Source organism: Gynuella sp. (genome assembly GCF_050297175.1).
Classification (GTDB): Bacteria; Pseudomonadota; Gammaproteobacteria; order Pseudomonadales; family Natronospirillaceae; genus Gynuella.
This window is the reverse complement of the sequence record NZ_JBNKSF010000003.1, coordinates 1-16742: the sequence shown is the minus strand read 5'-3', so window position 1 is coordinate 16742 and position 16742 is coordinate 1. Positions and strand designations below refer to the sequence as shown.

Annotated in this window: 18 protein-coding genes; 17 read left to right on the top strand and 1 reads right to left on the bottom strand. The window is 46.7% G+C overall.

The annotated features are described in order from the left end of the window. Window positions 1–67 precede the first annotated feature (67 nt). The 17 genes from ACQY6I_RS00205 to ACQY6I_RS00125 all read left to right on the top strand — a co-directional run bounded on the left by ACQY6I_RS00205 (window position 68) and on the right by ACQY6I_RS00125 (window position 16118). Complete coding sequence (locus tag ACQY6I_RS00205) at window positions 68–2803, top strand: methyl-accepting chemotaxis protein (protein WP_428239450.1); 2736 nt, start codon at window positions 68–70, stop codon at window positions 2801–2803. A 91-nt stretch (window positions 2804–2894) separates the two neighbouring features. Further along, window positions 2895–3731 carry a CheR family methyltransferase gene (locus tag ACQY6I_RS00200; protein ID WP_428239449.1) on the top strand — a complete coding sequence of 279 codons (837 nt, stop codon included), beginning with the start codon at window positions 2895–2897 and terminating at the stop codon, window positions 3729–3731. A gap of 1 nt (window position 3732) precedes the next feature. Further along, window positions 3733–4389, top strand: coding sequence for a chemoreceptor glutamine deamidase CheD (cheD, locus tag ACQY6I_RS00195; protein ID WP_428239448.1), 657 nt, complete (start codon window positions 3733–3735; stop codon window positions 4387–4389). 5 nt (window positions 4390–4394) lie between these two features. Further along, complete coding sequence (locus ACQY6I_RS00190) at window positions 4395–5435, top strand: protein-glutamate methylesterase/protein-glutamine glutaminase (RefSeq protein WP_428239447.1); 1041 nt, start codon at window positions 4395–4397, stop codon at window positions 5433–5435. A gap of 297 nt (window positions 5436–5732) precedes the next feature. After that, window positions 5733–6038: an STAS domain-containing protein gene (locus tag ACQY6I_RS00185; RefSeq protein WP_428239446.1), complete on the top strand. Its 306-nt coding sequence runs from the start codon at window positions 5733–5735 to the stop codon at window positions 6036–6038. Between the two features lie 198 nt (window positions 6039–6236). Next, window positions 6237–7940 (top strand): ATP-binding SpoIIE family protein phosphatase, encoded by a 1704-nt coding sequence (locus ACQY6I_RS00180; protein ID WP_428239445.1) that lies wholly within the window; start codon window positions 6237–6239, stop codon window positions 7938–7940. A gap of 131 nt (window positions 7941–8071) precedes the next feature. Next, window positions 8072–8437 (top strand): Hpt domain-containing protein, encoded by a 366-nt coding sequence (locus ACQY6I_RS00175; protein WP_428239444.1) that lies wholly within the window; start codon window positions 8072–8074, stop codon window positions 8435–8437. A gap of 102 nt (window positions 8438–8539) precedes the next feature. Further along, the gene (locus ACQY6I_RS00170; RefSeq protein ID WP_428239443.1) at window positions 8540–9913 is read left to right on the top strand and encodes a flagellar hook-length control protein FliK; all 1374 of its coding nucleotides are present in this window, start codon (window positions 8540–8542) and stop codon (window positions 9911–9913) included. A gap of 209 nt (window positions 9914–10122) precedes the next feature. Continuing rightward, window positions 10123–10653, top strand: coding sequence for a flagellar basal body-associated FliL family protein (locus ACQY6I_RS00165; RefSeq protein ID WP_428239442.1), 531 nt, complete (start codon window positions 10123–10125; stop codon window positions 10651–10653). Window positions 10654–10668: 15 nt separating this feature from the next. Continuing rightward, the gene (gene fliM, locus ACQY6I_RS00160; RefSeq protein WP_428239441.1) at window positions 10669–11694 is read left to right on the top strand and encodes a flagellar motor switch protein FliM; all 1026 of its coding nucleotides are present in this window, start codon (window positions 10669–10671) and stop codon (window positions 11692–11694) included. Further along, window positions 11687–12157: a flagellar motor switch protein FliN gene (gene fliN, locus ACQY6I_RS00155; protein ID WP_428239440.1), complete on the top strand. Its 471-nt coding sequence runs from the start codon at window positions 11687–11689 to the stop codon at window positions 12155–12157. Before fliM ends, fliN begins: the two co-directional genes overlap by 8 nt. 109 nt (window positions 12158–12266) lie before the next feature. Continuing rightward, a complete protein-coding gene (fliO, locus tag ACQY6I_RS00150; protein WP_428239439.1) occupies window positions 12267–12641 on the top strand; it encodes a flagellar biosynthetic protein FliO in 375 nt (124 codons plus the stop codon). A gap of 38 nt (window positions 12642–12679) precedes the next feature. After that, complete coding sequence (gene fliP, locus ACQY6I_RS00145) at window positions 12680–13393, top strand: flagellar type III secretion system pore protein FliP (protein ID WP_428239468.1); 714 nt, start codon at window positions 12680–12682, stop codon at window positions 13391–13393. A 13-nt stretch (window positions 13394–13406) separates the two neighbouring features. Further along, on the top strand, window positions 13407–13676 hold the full coding sequence (gene fliQ / locus ACQY6I_RS00140; RefSeq protein WP_044618352.1) for a flagellar biosynthesis protein FliQ: 270 nt from the start codon (window positions 13407–13409) through the stop codon (window positions 13674–13676). 5 nt (window positions 13677–13681) lie between these two features. Then, entirely contained in the window at window positions 13682–14461 is a 780-nt protein-coding gene (fliR, locus tag ACQY6I_RS00135) for a flagellar biosynthetic protein FliR (RefSeq protein WP_428239438.1), read from the top strand. Between the two features lie 11 nt (window positions 14462–14472). Next, the gene (gene flhB / locus ACQY6I_RS00130) at window positions 14473–15609 is read left to right on the top strand and encodes a flagellar biosynthesis protein FlhB (RefSeq protein ID WP_428239437.1); all 1137 of its coding nucleotides are present in this window, start codon (window positions 14473–14475) and stop codon (window positions 15607–15609) included. 92 nt (window positions 15610–15701) lie between these two features. Next, a complete protein-coding gene (locus ACQY6I_RS00125; RefSeq protein ID WP_428239436.1) occupies window positions 15702–16118 on the top strand; it encodes a VOC family protein in 417 nt (138 codons plus the stop codon). A gap of 435 nt (window positions 16119–16553) precedes the next feature. On the opposite strand, the gene ACQY6I_RS00120 is transcribed toward ACQY6I_RS00125, so the two are convergent. Then, the coding region (locus tag ACQY6I_RS00120) for a hypothetical protein (RefSeq protein WP_428239435.1) at window positions 16554–16742 on the bottom strand (189 nt) is incomplete at its 5' end.

Genomic DNA, 16742 nt, shown 5'->3' with positions numbered 1-16742 from the left:
CACACCCCTGTTGTATTGATACATGAAATTGTCGGGCTCATGAGGATAGCCCAGAGGAAGCATCTCAATGAACGATACAGTGATTGGTAAAACCTTGTTTGATCGGATCAACCTGCTTAAAAATCTGAGTGTATTAACAAAGCTTGCTGTGTCCACTGGAATTCTTCTATTGCTTGTAGGGGTTATTTCATTTGAGTTGTATAAAAAATGGAATGAGGGTGTTGATACTCTTCGTTCAGAACTTGTTGGGGTTCAGTATATTGACCCGATCTATCGGGTCATTCAACAGTTACAGATACATCGTGGGCAAACCAATGCTTTTTTGAATGGTGAGCCGTTGGCTCGCGACGCTTCAGAAAAAGCGGCCCAGAAAGCTGATCAGGCATTAGCGAGTCTGCTTACACTGATTGATCAGCAGAAAGATCCTTTGCAAGTCCGTCAGGATGTTGTTGATTTGCAGGAATCCTGGCAGCGACTTAATCAGAGATCTTTTCAAGGACCTGCGGCAGATATATTTACCGAACATAGTGACTTGATTGCCCGTTTCATCCATGCCGTTGTGCTCATTTCAGATCGCTCCAGTTTGACTATGGATTCAGAGTTGGATTCTGTTTACCTGATCATGTCCCTGGCCTTTCATAACCATTTACTCGCTGAAGCGCTTGGCAAGATCCGGGGAACCGGTGCTGGCCTGATCGCCTCCGGCAACCTCTCCAAAGACAATCTGGTAAAGTTGGCCATGCTAGTGGGGTCTGTCGATATCAAGGGTGTGGCAGAATCGTTTGCCAACGTCTATGCCGCTAATCCCGCTCTGAAAGACCAATTAGGCGCGACGACAGATTCAATGCTGGGGATGTCACGCACGTTTATGGGTTACACCATGGAGTTGGTCAACGAAAATATTACGGTGTCCAGTCAGGAGTTTTTTCAGGCCGGTACTAAGGCTATCAATCAGATTTTTACCGGCACACCCAGGCTGACTGAAGCCCTAACCTCGTTGTTGCAGACCCGACTGGATACTATGGTAGCGTTACAGGCAAGGTTGGTATTTTCCCTGATCATTGGTCTGTTTATTTCACTTCTGGTGTTGTTGGTAACGATCATGGGGATCAATCGGCCGCTCAAGCAGGTGGTTGGAGTCTTTGCTTTGATTGAACAAGGTAAATATGACAATAAACTTGCGGTCAGCAGTAACGATGAATTGGGTCAATTACAAAGTGCATTGCTGAGAATGCAGGCAACACTGAAAGAAAGTGTAGAGAAACAACAGCGAATATCTTCTGAAAATGCGCGTATCCGACAAGCGCTTGATAACGTATCAACCGGTGCCATGGTTGCTGATGACAACGCCAATATTGTCTACATGAATCACTCTGTGAAAAAGCTGATGGTTGAAAATGAAGCCCGTATCAAACGAGAACTGCCAAACTTTAACGGCAATGAGTTGATTGGGAAAAATATTGATCTGTTTCATAAAAATCCAGAACACCAGCGTAATTTACTGGCTGGATTAACGGGTTCATATAAGACTGAAGTTGCGATAAGTGGATTGACATTTAGCCTCACCGCCAGTCCTGTATTCGATGATCATGGTAACCGAATTGGCAGTGTTGTTGAGTGGCGGGATCGTACGGTTGAAGTGGCTATTGAAAAAGAAATTGATCAACTGATTGAAAGTGCCACCAATGGTGATTTAAGCGTGCGAGTCGCTTTGGAGGGTAAAAACGGGTTTGATCGTACATTGTCTGAAGGTTTGAATAGCTTGCTGGTTGTCTCTGAGAGGGTCATAAGTGACACTGCCAGAATGTTTGAAGCCCTGGCCAGTGGTAATCTTCGTCAGCGTATTGATACGGATTACAACGGTACATTTAATAAACTTAAAAATGATGCTAATGCGACTGTCGACAAACTGACAGACGTACTTTCGCAAATTAGTGATGCAGCCAATACTGTGTCTACCGCTGCCGATGAAATCGCACATGGTAATAGGGATCTCAGTCAACGTACTGAAGAGCAGGCCAGTAGTCTCGAAGAAACCGCCTCAAGTATGGAGCAAATGACCGGAACGGTAAAACAGAGTGCTGAGCATGCTTATAACGTTAACATCGCCACCAATGATGCCAAAAATCAGGCGCAGATTGGTGGTGGTATGGTTGAACGGACAATTGCCGCTATTTCGGAAATTAATCACTCCAGCAAAAAGATATCAGACATTATTACTGTCATTGACGATATTGCCTTTCAGACCAACCTCTTGGCGCTGAATGCCGCTGTGGAAGCCGCTCGGGCAGGTGAGCAGGGTCGGGGTTTTGCTGTTGTTGCCAGCGAAGTGCGCAGTCTGGCACAGCGGTCAGCCAGTGCCGCTAAAGAGATCAAGGATCTGATCAGAGATAGCGTTGAAAAAGTGGAGCAGGGTACTGAACTGGTCAATGAATCCGGCAAGACTCTTTTGGAAATTGTCACGGCAATCGAAAAAGTCAGTGGCATGATCAATGACATCAGCAATAGCGCGCAAGAGCAAACAGCAGGTATCGAACAAGTTAATCAGGCGGTATCGCAAATGGATACTATGACTCAGCAGAACGCGGCGTTGGTGGAACAGGCTTCAGCAGCGGGACAAACCATGGCTGAGCAGGCTCGTAATATGATAAATCTGATTGATTTTTTTCAAATTGAGAAAAGAGCAACAGGTACGCACGGTAAAAAGACGCTAACAACGATATCGGCAATGCCTGCCAGGAAAACTACTCACAAGAGCCCGGTAAAAACCACTAAGTCAGCAGATGAGTGGGAGGATTTTTAGGGGTATTTCAGTTCTTTTTGCTTTGTGGATTTACAATGTACAGTGATTTGAATACCGCAGTGCACAAGGTGCACATAACGGGTGAAGCTGAATGACTACCGCGGAAGAGTTTAAGTATCGACAACTGCCAATGACTGAAAAAGACTTTCAGTTAATTTCCAGGGTTGCGTATCAACTGACTGGTATCGTATTGGCTGATCATAAGAAAAATATGGTGTACTCCCGAATAGTCCGCCGGGTGAGAAAACTCGGATTATCGGATTTTAAAAGTTACTGTCAGATACTCGAAAATCCTGATGATGAAGAACTCAATGAATTTGTAAATGCGATTACCACTAACCTGACATCTTTTTTTCGTGAATCTCATCATTTCGAATCACTCCGACAAAAAGTGATCCCTCAATTGTTAACCAATCGGACCAAGAAAGTACGTATTTGGTCTGCGGGTTGTTCAACCGGAGAGGAAGCCTACTCCATCGCGATTATTGTGCATGAGTTCTTTAAGAACCGGCGGGACTGGGACGTAAGAATTCTGGCAACCGATTTGGATTCCAATGTGCTTGAAACCGGCCGGCAAGGAATCTATGAGCAGGCGAGGGTTGAATCATTATCGCAGGCACAGATAGAGGCCAGTTTTATCATAAATAAGCACCAGGAAACGGTGACAGTGAAAGATGACATCAAACAGTATATTCGTTTTAACCGCCTGAATCTGCTCAATGAATGGCCGATGAAGGGGTCTTTTGATGTCATTTTCTGCCGTAATGTCGTGATTTATTTTGACAAAGCAACTCAAAGTAAATTGTTTCGCCGCTATGCGAACATTCTGAATCCTCAGGGGTATCTGTTTATAGGCCACTCCGAGCAATTGGGAGAAGCTGCAACGTTGTTTTCCTATCAGGGGAAAACGGAATATAGGAAGAAATAATATGAATTCCGGCCTGACCACGCACCCTACTTATCAGCAGCCAAAGCTGGTCAGAGGGTTTGATCATATTCAACGTTATTGGGATAAACACCTGAGTTGTTGGGCTGCCAAAATACTGCCAGGAGAGTTTTACGTGACCAAGGGCAAGGAAATGATTGCCACAGTATTGGGCTCCTGTATTTCTGTCTGTATTCGTGATCCCAAAGCTGGTGTGGCGGGTATGAATCATTTCATGTTGCCATCCAGTGGTGAGTTTTCAACTATCGATTGGGGGTGCAGTTCAGTCTCAAGCGCTACCCGTTATGGCAACTGGGCCATGGAATACATGATTAACGCCATATTGAAAGAAGGTGGGCGTAAAGAGCGTTTTGAGGTCAAGGTATTTGGTGGTGGTCAGGTACTTGCCAACCTGACAGATATTGGCCAGCGGAATATATTATTTGTGTTGTCTTATTTGAAACAGGAAGGCCTGGAAACAAGTGCAGTGGATGTCGGTAATATCTATCCTCGAAAGGTATTGTACATGGCCTGGGAAGGGAAGGTTCGGGTAAAAAAACTGGCGAGCCAGCACAATCAGACTATTGTCAGGCGTGAACGGGATTACCTGGATCAAATTCGTCATCAGGATGATCAGTCTGATATTGAATTATTCGAGTAACTGCTATGAAAAAGATAACAATTCTGGTGGTGGATGACTCCGCCCTGATTCGAAAAATTCTGGTGGAAATATTTAGCTCGGATGAACGTCTGGAAGTCGTGGGTACAGCTGCTGATCCATTGATTGCCCGTGATAAGATCAAACAGCTTAATCCTGATGTGCTGACGTTGGATATTGAAATGCCACGCATGGATGGTTTGACATTTTTAAAAAACCTGATGCGTTTGCGTCCGATGCCGGTGATTATGATTTCGACCTTGACCAATAAGGGCGCTAACATTACTTTGGATGCTCTGGAGATTGGTGCGGTGGATTACTTCGCCAAACCCGTTAATGATAATGGCCACTTATTGGCGGCCTACGGTGCTGTATTGATTGAAAAAGTAGTTCAGGCTGCCGGGGCCAATGTACGCACATTTGACCCGAGCCGGTTTCAGCCCAGGCCTTATGAGGAGCAGGCTGATATCGGTAAGCTGAAACCCGATCTCTGGATTGCTATAGGTGCATCCACTGGCGGTACTGAGGCGATACGGGAGGTGATTCAGAACCTGCCGGCACAGATGCCTCCCATTGTGGTGACTCAGCACATACCGTATGAGTTTAGTGGGTCCTATGCAGAGAGGCTGAATCGATGTTGCGCTCTCGAAGTCCATCATGTGATGGGGGGAGAGTTGATTCAACCCGGCCATGTTTATCTGGCACCTGGCAATGCGCACCTACGTTTTGCCCGTAAGGGGGGACGCTGGGTTTGCCGGTTGGATGAGGGGGAGAGAGTCAATCGTCATCGACCGTCGGTAGAAGTAATGTTTGACAGTGCCGGTGAAGCGGCAGGGCGTGATCTTATTGCAGTGATGCTGACGGGGATGGGCGCTGATGGCGCTGAAGCCATGCTGAGACTGCGACAACAGGGATGTCACACCATTGCCCAAAATAAAGAGAGTTCAGTGGTTTGGGGAATGCCTGGCGCTGCTGTGGCCTTGGGAGCAGCCGTAGATATACTGCCACTTCAGAGTGTTGGTCGCGCATTAATAAAGTACACTCACTAATAATCGTAAGCTTGGTTTGTGGAATCGAAATATTACTGCCAGGGGGTGGCAGAATAACCCTGGATAGCTACACTTACCGGTATGAAAAACAGATGACTCCTGGTAGGTTGTTGATTTTCTAGTGACGTTGTGGATACGGTGTAAAAAATCATCTCAAAATGTTTGTTTATGATCTATTAACTGCGTTTTCTCGATAATTTTGGCCCTGTATTCATTGCCTTAGAAACAAAAATCAGTAGCCTGCTATGATCTGTTGGAACATCAGGAACATTCAATACTGACTTTGAGGAATATTAAATGACCATTTCATCCACTCTTAACAGTGATGGCAATGAGTTGACGATTAAAATAAAGGGCCGGTTTGATTTCAGCGCTCACCAGGACTTTCGTCAGGTCTATGAAAGTACTGAACCAACGGTGGAGTCATACATTGTAGATATGCGGGAAGCCTCATATCTGGACAGTTCTGCCCTGGGCATGCTGTTGCTGTTGCGTGATCATGCTGGTGGTGACAAGGCACAGATTTCAATAGTCAACTGTAATCCTGACGTGAAAAAAATTCTGACTATTTCCAACTTTGGTCAACTGTTTACTATCAACTGAATGCCGGTTATAAAATTTTAGAGTGCCGCACTCTCCGCCCGGGTGAGTGCGCTGTAGTCCTGCAGTCATGTCAGTAGCCGTAAGGAAGGCAACACGTGTTAATAAGTCAATGCTGTCAAGGGCGTCGTAATTTCTCCTCCCTATTGCATCGTTCCAATCCGAACATAACAATCAATATAGCCAGAACAGGAGGTATACGTGTCGGAATACTATAAAATTCTGGTAGCTGATGATAACCATTCCGACCGACTGATTTTGTCCGCATTGCTCAAGAAGGAAGGACATAGTCCTATTCTGGCTGAAAACGGCCAGATGGCTGTTGAACTGTATCTCGAACATCGCCCTGATATCGTCCTGATGGATGCGCTTATGCCGGTCATGGATGGTTATGAGGCTACCTTGCGAATTAAGGAAATTGCTTATGCCGAATCAGAAATGGTACCAATTATATTTCTTACTTCCTTACAGGAAGCTGGAGCATTGGCCCGTTGTCTGGAAGCCGGCGCTGAAGACTTTCTGTCCAAGCCCTATAACCGGGTGGTATTGAAGGCCAAGCTCAAGTCCTTTGGCCGTATGCGTGATATGCATTCACGACTGCAGAAACACAATCGTCAGTTGGTCATTGAGCAGCACGTGGCTAAAAATATTTTTGATAATGTTGTCCACCTTGGGTCGCTGAACGCAGACAACGTCAATTACTCTTTGTCACCATTGGCTATTTTCAATGGTGATACTGTTCTGGCTGAAAAGAAGCCTGGCGGTGGTATGCATCTGTTTCTGGGTGATTTCACTGGCCATGGATTACCAGCGGCCATAGGCGTGATGCCGTTGGCTGAAATTTTTTATGGTATGACCAACAAAGGCTATGCCATTGAGGAAATTCTTAAGGAAATCAATCGTAAGCTTCGCCGTATTTTGCCTGTGGGTATCTTTTGCTGTGGCACCATGATCGAGCTGGACTATTTCGATGGTATTGCCCGTATCTGGGTTGGCGGCACTCCTGATGCCATGGTGTATTCCAGCGAAGATGACAGTATCCGCTCCATTCCTTCCAAAAATCTGCCACTAGGGGTCGTGGATAACGAATCCATTCAGATTGCGATTGAAGAGGTACCTATGCGCGTCGGTGACCGGATTTTCTGTTGGTCCGATGGTATTCATGAAAGTCGCAATATCACAGGTGAAATGTTTGGGGAACAGCGGATTAAAGACACCATCATTCGCAATACCAGTAGGGAGAATATTGTCGTGACGCTGGTTGATGCGGTAGAGAAATTTATGGGAGAAGCTGAGCGGGATGATGATATCACTGTTCTCGAAGCCAAAATGATCGAATATCAGGAACAGGATACCTCTCAACCTCTGGCCCGGCCAAGCCATACCGTTGTCGGGCCTCAGGATTGGACCATGGACTATCGGTTGCAGGCGCGTTCATTGGCGAATTACAACCCGTTGCCTATGATTTTGCAGATTCTGACGGAAGTGGAGAGTCTGAAATTTATGCGTGGACAGCTGTATACCCTGCTGGCGGAATTGTTTTCCAATGCGCTTGAGCATGGGCTCTTACAGCTGAACTCAAGCCTCAAGCAGGACCCGCAGGGGTTCGTCCAGTATTACCATGAACGTACCCGTCGATTGGAAACCCTGCAGGAAGATGCCTATATACGAGTTTCTGCTTCCCATCAGCCTTGGGATCAGGGAGGGGAGCTGACTATTCAGGTTGAGGACAGTGGTCCGGGATTCGACTTTCAGAGTGTTATGGCGAAGAAGCAAAATAATCATGAGTACAGTGGCCGTGGGCTTCCACTGCTTAATAAGATTTGTGATTCTCTGGAATATTTGGATCGGGGTAATGTTGTCGTTGCAAAAATCATATGGCCAAGGACGAAACAAAAAATATGAGACCTTGTTATATCTGAGTGTAGAATTTATTTGTTTGTGGTGCTAACTGAGCTACAGATTCTCAGTTGCAGGTTATACTGGTCAGATAGATAGAGTTTTTTAGATTAAAAAATGATTTGGGGACTAAATATATGCGTAATCTTGTTGAACATCTGGACATGTCAGTACTGGATGAACTCAGGGAGATCATGGATGATGAGTTTGAGTTCCTACTTCAAACCTTTATTAAAGACAGCGCCATGCATCTTGAGCATATTGATCAGTTTGCTCAACAGCACGACAGTGATGAACTCAGGCGATCAGCCCATAGTCTGAAAGGGTCATCTGTGAATGTTGGTGCGACTCAGTTACATGACTTGTGTGCTGATTTGGAAAAGGCCGCCAGTGATGAACTTTGGACACAGACAGCTGATCAGATTGAGCAGATTCAGTGTGAATACCTGGCCGTCGTGGAATGCCTGACAGAGCTGTTGCTCGGCCACAACCACTCTGAGTGATTGCATACTCCATATTGTTAGTCTGCCTTGGCCAAATTGGCCTATGCCTTGCTCTTATGAACATCAAAGATCCGATTCTAGATTGTTCAGGAAGAGTGCTATATGCAGTTATCCCCATTACCTACAGCTTCTGTTGCCAGTCATTCAAGTACTGTAAATGCCTCTGGTGCTGCATCAGAGGCGGATTCAGGTCTCGATTTTATGACGACCATGGCCGCTGAACTGGGCCTGGAGCCAGATACTCCGGAATACAACCAGTTCATGAATCAGGCTGATGATGCGGCAAATTTTCTCCGCTCCAGAGGTATGAGCTTTGCCGATGTCGGCGCGATTTTGGATTCTGATGTCATTACTGAAGCGCTGATTGGTCAGGAAAATGGTATGAATGACGAAGACAGTGATGACTTGGTTGAGTCAGATGTAGTCGCTTTGTTTGCCGATTTCTTTCAGTTTTTACAACAGCAAAACCCCGAAACCAGTGCTGAGGGTGATGATTCCGAAGTGTCTGCTATCGCAGATGTATCGCTTTTACCGCTGGCGGACACTGACGCCGAACTGACCGACACGGAAAGTGTTAATACAGACATTCCTATGCCAGATGCCGAAATGGAAACCGGCGAGGAGGTCGAACTGGGCTTGGATGGTACTGAGTCAACGACTGATTCGGTATTGACGGATGACTTGAAAGCCAGTCAGGACAGTCCTGAAGCTATCTTGGATGGTGAGGTTGATATGGCTGGGGAAACCGATACCGCTACCGGCGTTGAGACAGTCGCTGCTCCGGTTTCTAACGGCCAGAAGAATTCTGACCGTCAGGATTCCGTCATTGACGAGGGGCTGGAGATTGAGCCAATGGATGCAGATGAGGTTGCCAATAGTGATGATGCTGCTAAAAAAACCACTAAGGTTCAGGCCCAGTCTGATCTCGACAAGATAAATATTTCGACCGACTCAACCCGAAAGAACTTTAATGACGCCGTGAACCTGGCCGGACAGCGAGATCAGGCGCAGACGAAACAGGATCAGGTACAAGTGCAGCGATCCGTGGAAATTCCCCTGAAGCAACCGGTAACCCATTCCGAATGGGCAAACTCTGTGAATGATCGCATTATGATGATGGCCAACCGGCATATTCAAGTTGCCCATATCCGACTGGATCCGCCGGATCTGGGGATGCTGGAGATCAAACTATCGGTTAGCCATGATCAGCAGGCTCAGGTGGCAATTGTGACGCAGCATACCCAGGTGAAAGAGCTACTGGATGCTAGTATGGCGCGCCTGCGTACCATGTTACAGGAGCAGAATATTGAACTGGTGGATGCTCAGGTATCCGATCAGAGTAGTCAGGGGCAGTTCAGTGGTGAACAGCATTCACAGCGCGGATACGCGGGTGGGGAACTTGACAGTGACGAAGAGGAGCTGATGCCACAGGCAACCGCTATGGTCAGTCAGGCCCTGCTGGATCATTATGTTTAGTGATCCATAGTCAGTTCTGCTGCCCGTAGTGGATGGCACAGGGCTTGCTGTATCCGGTCTGTTACATCAGTTAACAGAGAAAAGTGCCAGAAAACAGTCACTTGTAATCAGAGAGCCTATAATTACTGCGATGGTGAGAACTGCAATGGCGAGAACAGCAATCGGGATTGCAGGTATATTCGGAACAGCATACAGATTGGGAATAAAGCATGGCTGATGCAGATACAGAAATTACTGCAAATGAAGAAGCACCAAAGAAATCAAAGCTTAAGTTAATCATTATTGTGGTGGTGGCACTTTTGCTGTTGGCTGGTATCGGCGGTGCGGTTTGGTTCTTTTTCCTGTCCAGCTCGGAATCAGAAGTGGATGACGTGACAGAACTGCCATTGGAAGAGCAGGTGGTAACACCGGCGTCCGGAATCGCAATGTACCTGTCCCTTGGGGCGGAATTCATTACCAGTTATTCCACTAAGGGTGGACGACAGCGATACCTGCAAACCGAACTTAGTGTGTTGGCGCGTGATCAGGAGACACTGGACAACATATCGGCACAGCTGCCGTTGATTCGCAATAACCTCCTGGATCTGCTCTCGCAGCAGAATTATGACGATCTACGGACTAATGAGGGGCGGGAAGCACTGGCGAACAAGCTGACTCAGGCGGTACAGGAAGTGTTGCTTGCATCTATGGGGCGGCCAGGTATTGAGCGGGTGCTGTATCGCTCGTTCGTGCTGCAATAATACGGAGACACTGTCGTGCAGGACTTATTATCCCAAGACGAAATTGATGCCCTGTTACATGGTATTGATGACGGAGCGGTAGAAGAAGAGGAAACGCTTGATATTGATGGCGTTAAGCCCTATGACATTACCAGCCAGGACCGTATTGTTCGTGGCCGGATGCCGACGCTGGAAATGATCAATGAGCGTTTTGCCCGTTATACCCGTATCAGTATGTTCAATTTTTTACGTCGCAGTGCTGATGTCGCCAGCGGTGGGATACAAATTCTGAAATTTGGTGAGTACATACATACTCTCTATGTGCCGACCAGTCTGAATCTGGTTAAGGTTCGGCCGTTGCGTGGCACCGCTCTGTTTATTCTGGATGCCAAACTGGTATTCAAGCTGGTGGACAACTTCTTTGGCGGTGATGGTCGCCACGCGAAGATCGAAGGACGGGAATTTACCCCGACAGAAATCCGGGTAGTGCAGATGGTTCTGTCTCAGATTTTTATCGATATGAAAGAGGCCTGGGGCGCAGTCATGGACGTGGATTTCGAATACGTCTCCAGTGAAGTCAATCCAGCAATGGCCAACATTGTCAGTCCATCGGAAGTGGTGGTGGTCAGTACTTTTCACGTAGAACTCGATGGCGGCGGTGGTGACCTGCATATCACTATGCCATATTCCATGATAGAGCCGGTCCGCGAAGTACTGGATGCCGGTGTGCAATCGGATGTCGATGAAGTCGACGAACGCTGGATACAGTCACTGCAGAAGGACATTTTGGACGCCAAAGTGCCTATCAATTCCACGGTGGTTGAACGCGATATTAAGTTACGTGATCTGGTCGATCTTGCTCCTGGCGATATCATCCCGATCGAACTGCCCAAAACCTGTGTGGTACGCGCGAACAATGTACCGATTTATCATGCAGTTTTAGGTCAGTCGAGAGAATTTCTGGCATTAAAAATGGATCGTCCGGTACATCGATTGAAAGCAGACAACAATGCACTGGCATTACAAATTCGAGGCATAAAACAGGGGGTCGAAAATGGCTGATGATGACAAACCGGATAACGATATAGACGTTGACGCACTGGTTGATGAAGTGTCCTCCCAATCCGATGACAGCGCGTTGGCGGATGAATGGGCCGCGGCCATGGAAGAAGCCGGGGAAACCGGAAGCGACGATGACGAGGATGAAGCGCAGAAAGCCCCGTTGGAAGAGCTGAGGGAAGAAAACATCGGTAATGGTATTAATTCGCCAGACCTTGATGTGATCCTGGATATTCCAGTGACCATCTCCATGGAAGTTGGCAATACCATGATTCCGATTCGCAACTTGCTGCAACTTAATCAGGGCTCGGTGATAGAGCTTGACCGACTGGCTGGTGAGCCACTTGACGTGCTGGTCAACGGAACATTGATTGCCCATGGCGAGGTGGTCATGGTCAATGAAAAATTTGGTATTCGGCTGACTGATGTTGTGAGTCAGCAGGAACGAATCAGCCGTTTGAGATGATTCGTTCTGTATCCCTTCGTCAGATGAGGTGAGCCGGGGTTATCGTCTGCAGATAATCCCGGTAACATGAACATTGCTAACGACTGCACCTCAGGTAAAAGGTTAAACCATGAACACCACTGCTCCAGCAATCGATCTTTCCGGTATGGCCATCGCGCTGATTTTTATAATTGGCCTTATCTTTGCGTGTGCCTGGTTTGTGCGACGGATTAGTGGCGGTGTCAGTTTTAACAACCGACAAATTAAAATTATTACCGCAGTATCCCTGGGACCCAAAGAAAAGTTGATATTGATTGAGGCAGGCGGCAAGCAGATGCTGCTCGGTGTTACCCAGCATCAGATCAACCTGCTCAAAGAACTTGATGAACCCTTGGATACATCGGCCTCAGAAGCCGGCACTCCCACTTTTTCGGACAGACTGAAACAGGTTTTAAAAGGTTCGGATCAGTGGAAAAACACCAGCGACGATACATTCAAGGATTAAAAACCCCCCTGCTTTTTGGCATCCCCATATTGTTTTTAATGCTGCCCGTATTTGCCAGGGCTGCTGATCCATTGGGAATTCCCGCCATCACCTATACCCAGGATGCTCAGGGTAATGGTCAATATACCGTCAGTATTCAAATATTGGCGATCATGACCATGCTGACTTTCATTCCTGCGGTACTCATGCTTATGACATCGTTTACCCGGATTATCGTGGTTTTTGCCATCCTTCGACAGGCACTTGGTTTGCAGCAGACACCGTCGAATCAGATCCTCATTGGCCTGGCGCTGTTCCTGACGTTTTTCATTATGTCACCGGTATTGGACGACGTGAACCGGACCGCTTTGCAACCTTATTTGAACGAAGATATCCAACCACTGGAAGCTTTGAACCGGGCAGTTGTGCCGTTCCGTGAGTTTATGTTGAAACAGACCCGTGAAGACGACCTCAATATGTTCATTCGTATTGCCGGGCAGGAAGGCAGTTATACCGATCCTGGACAGGTACCCTTGAATATACTCATGCCTTCATTCGTCACATCTGAATTGAAGACCGCTTTCCAGATAGGCTTTTTGCTGTTCATTCCGTTTTTGATCATAGACCTGATCGTAGCGTCAGTACTGATGGCCATGGGGATGATGATGTTGTCCCCGATCATCATCTCGCTGCCATTCAAAATCATGATGTTTGTGCTGGTGGATGGTTGGGCCATGATCATGGGATCGCTGGCGTCAAGTTTCGGAACTTAGCAGGAGATTTTTTATGGACGTTAACTACATCGGTGATCTGTTTCAGGAAGCTTTCTGGATTGTATTGATTGTCGTATTAGTGCTGATTACGCCAAGTCTGCTGGTGGGCCTGGTGGTATCGACCTTTCAGGCCGCCACTCAGATTAACGAACAGACGCTCAGTTTTCTGCCACGTCTGATCGTCACCATTTTGATGATTATTTTTGCCGGTGCCTGGGTGGTTGATAAAGTCGTCAGCTATTTCAACGGAATTTTGACGGATTTGCCGTTTATTATTGGATAACCGGAATGATCGAACTTACCGATGCACAAATATCCAGCTGGGTCAGTCATCTACTCTGGCCATTCTTCCGGATAACCGCATTTTTTATGATTGTTCCGTTGTTCGGATCACGGCTGGTGCCAGTGCCGATCAGAATACTACTGAGCCTGATTACCACGTTAATGCTGTATCCTGTGCTGCCCAAAATGCCGGATATAGAAGCTTTGGCCTTGACCAATATCGTCATCATCGCTCAGCAGTTTGTCATTGGTTTCGCACTTGGGTTTCTGGCACTGACTCTGTTTCAGGTATTTATTCTGGCCGGTCAAACCATTGCCATGCAGATGGGACTCGGATATGCCTCCATGGTCGATCCGGCCAATGGCGTTTCCGTCACAGTTCTGTCGCAGTGGTTTCTGACCATCGTGACACTGATATTCGTTTCCATGAATGGCCATTTGGTGGTTTTCGAGGTGTTGGTAGAGAGTTTTTACACGGTACCGGTAGGACAGGGATTTATTTCTGAACAGGGAGCCTTTGAACTGGCTCAGTGGGGAGGCTGGATGTTTGCCTCCGCCATCTCCATTGCACTACCGGCGGTGGCGTCTTTACTGCTGGTTAACCTGTCTTTCGGCATTATGGCCCGTACTGCGCCGGCGATGAATATTTTCTCGCTGGGTTTTCCGGTAACCATGGTCGTGGGACTGTTTGTGCTCTGGCTTAGCTTCTCTGGGGTGCTGTCAGTGATTCGGACACACATGCTCGAACTGACAGACATGATGAAAAATATCGTATTTATTCCATAGGTATCTGAACAATGGCAGAAGATGAATCCGGCCAGGACAAGTCAGAAGAACCCACGGCGCGAAAACTTGAAAAAGCGCGGGAAGAAGGGCAATTGCCACGATCCCGCGAATTGGCGACTGCAGTTGTATTAATTGCCAGTGGCATTGCGTTGTTGGTGTTTGGGGCTCAGGTCTCGAGGAAAGTGCTAGAAATAGCGCGCTTTAATTTCTCGTTCGACAAACAAGCGGCGTTTGACCCCAACATGCTGTTTGCTCATTTCGAGCGTTCCATCGCCGATGGTTTCATCGTGCTTATACCTATTTTTGCCATCCTGTTATTGGCGGCTGTCCTGGGATCGACTTTATTAAGTGGCTGGAACTTTTCCTCCAAAGCGCTGGCGCCGAAACTTGATCGTATCAACCCTCTGAGTGGTTTGAAGCGGATGTTCAGCGCCAACTCCCTGATGGAATTACTGAAAGGGTGGGCCAAAGTGCTGATCGTTGCGACGGGTGCGGCCCTCGTAGTGACACTGAAAGTGGATGATATCCGCAGCTTGTTATTTGAAAACGTCGGCGAAGGGGTTCATCACCTGGCCCTGATCATTCTTTGGTCATTCATCCTGATATCTTGCGCCACGTTGTTGATTGCCTTGATTGACGTACCCTTTCAGATCCGCTCACATATGAAAAAAATGCGCATGACGTTGCAGGAGATAAAGGACGAATACAAAAACACCGAAGGCAAACCAGAGGTTAAAGCCCGTATTCGTCGCATGCAGCGCGAAATGAGCCAACGGAAAATGATGAGCAACGTTCCGGATGCCGATGTGGTTATAACCAACCCCGACCACTTTGCAGTGGCACTGAAATACAAACCCAAAGAAAATACTGCACCGATACTGTTGGCCAAGGGGGCTGATTTGATGGCTGAAAAAATCAAGGAAATCGCCAAAGAACACAAAATTCCGGTGATCACCATCCCACCGCTTGCTCGTTCCATCTACCATTTCACCAAGGTTGATCAGGAAATTCCAGAAGGGCTTTATCTGGCAGTGGCGCAAATATTGGCTTACGTTTATCAGCTTAACCAATGGCGCAAAGGCTACGCCCCCAAACCAGAAAAACGTCCAGATGTTCAAGTGCCTGAGGATTTACGCTGGGATGGTTAATATATACAAGACACCCATCTAAAGACAAAGCACAAGGGACACCCACCTAAATGGATAAAGGACATCCATTTTACAAACTCATGAGACACCCAATGAAACAAAATATTGTGCATATAGCATTGGTCGTTAGAGATTATGATGAAGCGATTGATTTTTATGTGAATAAGCTGAAATTTGAACTGATTGCCGATGAGTATCAGCCCGAGCAGGATAAACGCTGGGTTGTGGTTGCTCCACCTAATTCACATGGTGCCTCGTTATTACTGGCTAAGGCGTCTAAACCGGAGCAACATGATTTTATCGGTAATCAGAGTGGTGGGCGTGTATTTTTGTTCCTGAATACCGACGATTTCTGGCGGGACTATAAATATATGACATCAATTGGTATTAAGTTTATCCGTGATCCTCAGGATCAGGATTATGGAACGGTGGCGGTTTTTGAAGATTTATATGGAAACCGGTGGGATCTGTTGCAATTAAAGCCTGATCATCCGATGTCAAGGCGCTAAGATCTCAAGATTGATACTGACACAATATTTGATAAATATCAGATATCGGCAGTTGTTTGCATGTGGATTGGACAGCAGATATCTGGGTATTTGGAGATGCATTTGATAAACCGACAGTGATTTTTTATCTGGTTAACGTTTCTCATTCAAGTCATAGAGTTGTCTTGACGACAATTAACGCGTGAGTCTTTATGTAGGGTTAATAGCGTAATTCGGAAAAAGAGAGACTGCCATTTAAAGAGTCAGAAGCAGAGCCATTGAAAGTAAAATTATATCTTTTTTGATCACAGAAAATTTTTTGATAACGGTGGCTCCTAAGATTTATTTGTTAAAGAAACACCAGTTGTGAAAAAGAGTTGGTGTCTGGAGCTGTGAAGAATGTGGAGAGTTTCTTGAAAGCTCCTTATTTGGTCTGTTTGAGTTTTGTACAATTGATTAACCCGCTAGCAAATTGGGTGGTATTCGGTTCAGGTTAAAACAGGTTTTGATTCTTTCAAACGATGACTTCTGACCGGCAAAACATTTGAACTGTTTTTCAAATTTTCGGGTGAGACGATGCCATTGTGTGTCTGAGAGATTGATACGTTCGAGTATCGATGGTTGCTCTGCTGCGATATAACCGGG

Excerpts from the sequence above, each read along its gene's own strand:
- ACQY6I_RS00165 (WP_428239442.1), top strand. The coding sequence starts at position 10,123 with ATGGCTGATGCAGATACAGAAATTACTGCAAATGAAGAAGCACCAAAG.
- fliN (WP_428239440.1), top strand. The coding sequence starts at position 11,687 with ATGGCTGATGATGACAAACCGGATAACGATATAGACGTTGACGCACTG.
- ACQY6I_RS00175 (WP_428239444.1), top strand. The coding sequence starts at position 8,072 with ATGCGTAATCTTGTTGAACATCTGGACATGTCAGTACTGGATGAACTC.
- fliP (WP_428239468.1), top strand. The coding sequence starts at position 12,680 with ATGCTGCCCGTATTTGCCAGGGCTGCTGATCCATTGGGAATTCCCGCC.
- ACQY6I_RS00200 (WP_428239449.1), top strand. The coding sequence starts at position 2,895 with ATGACTACCGCGGAAGAGTTTAAGTATCGACAACTGCCAATGACTGAA.
- ACQY6I_RS00190 (WP_428239447.1), top strand. The coding sequence starts at position 4,395 with ATGAAAAAGATAACAATTCTGGTGGTGGATGACTCCGCCCTGATTCGA.
- fliO (WP_428239439.1), top strand. The coding sequence starts at position 12,267 with ATGAACACCACTGCTCCAGCAATCGATCTTTCCGGTATGGCCATCGCG.
- flhB (WP_428239437.1), top strand. The coding sequence starts at position 14,473 with ATGGCAGAAGATGAATCCGGCCAGGACAAGTCAGAAGAACCCACGGCG.
- fliQ (WP_044618352.1), top strand. The coding sequence starts at position 13,407 with ATGGACGTTAACTACATCGGTGATCTGTTTCAGGAAGCTTTCTGGATT.
- fliR (WP_428239438.1), top strand. The coding sequence starts at position 13,682 with ATGATCGAACTTACCGATGCACAAATATCCAGCTGGGTCAGTCATCTA.
- ACQY6I_RS00205 (WP_428239450.1), top strand. The coding sequence starts at position 68 with ATGAACGATACAGTGATTGGTAAAACCTTGTTTGATCGGATCAACCTG.
- ACQY6I_RS00185 (WP_428239446.1), top strand. The coding sequence starts at position 5,733 with ATGACCATTTCATCCACTCTTAACAGTGATGGCAATGAGTTGACGATT.
- cheD (WP_428239448.1), top strand. The coding sequence starts at position 3,733 with ATGAATTCCGGCCTGACCACGCACCCTACTTATCAGCAGCCAAAGCTG.
- ACQY6I_RS00125 (WP_428239436.1), top strand. The coding sequence starts at position 15,702 with ATGAAACAAAATATTGTGCATATAGCATTGGTCGTTAGAGATTATGAT.
- ACQY6I_RS00170 (WP_428239443.1), top strand. The coding sequence starts at position 8,540 with ATGCAGTTATCCCCATTACCTACAGCTTCTGTTGCCAGTCATTCAAGT.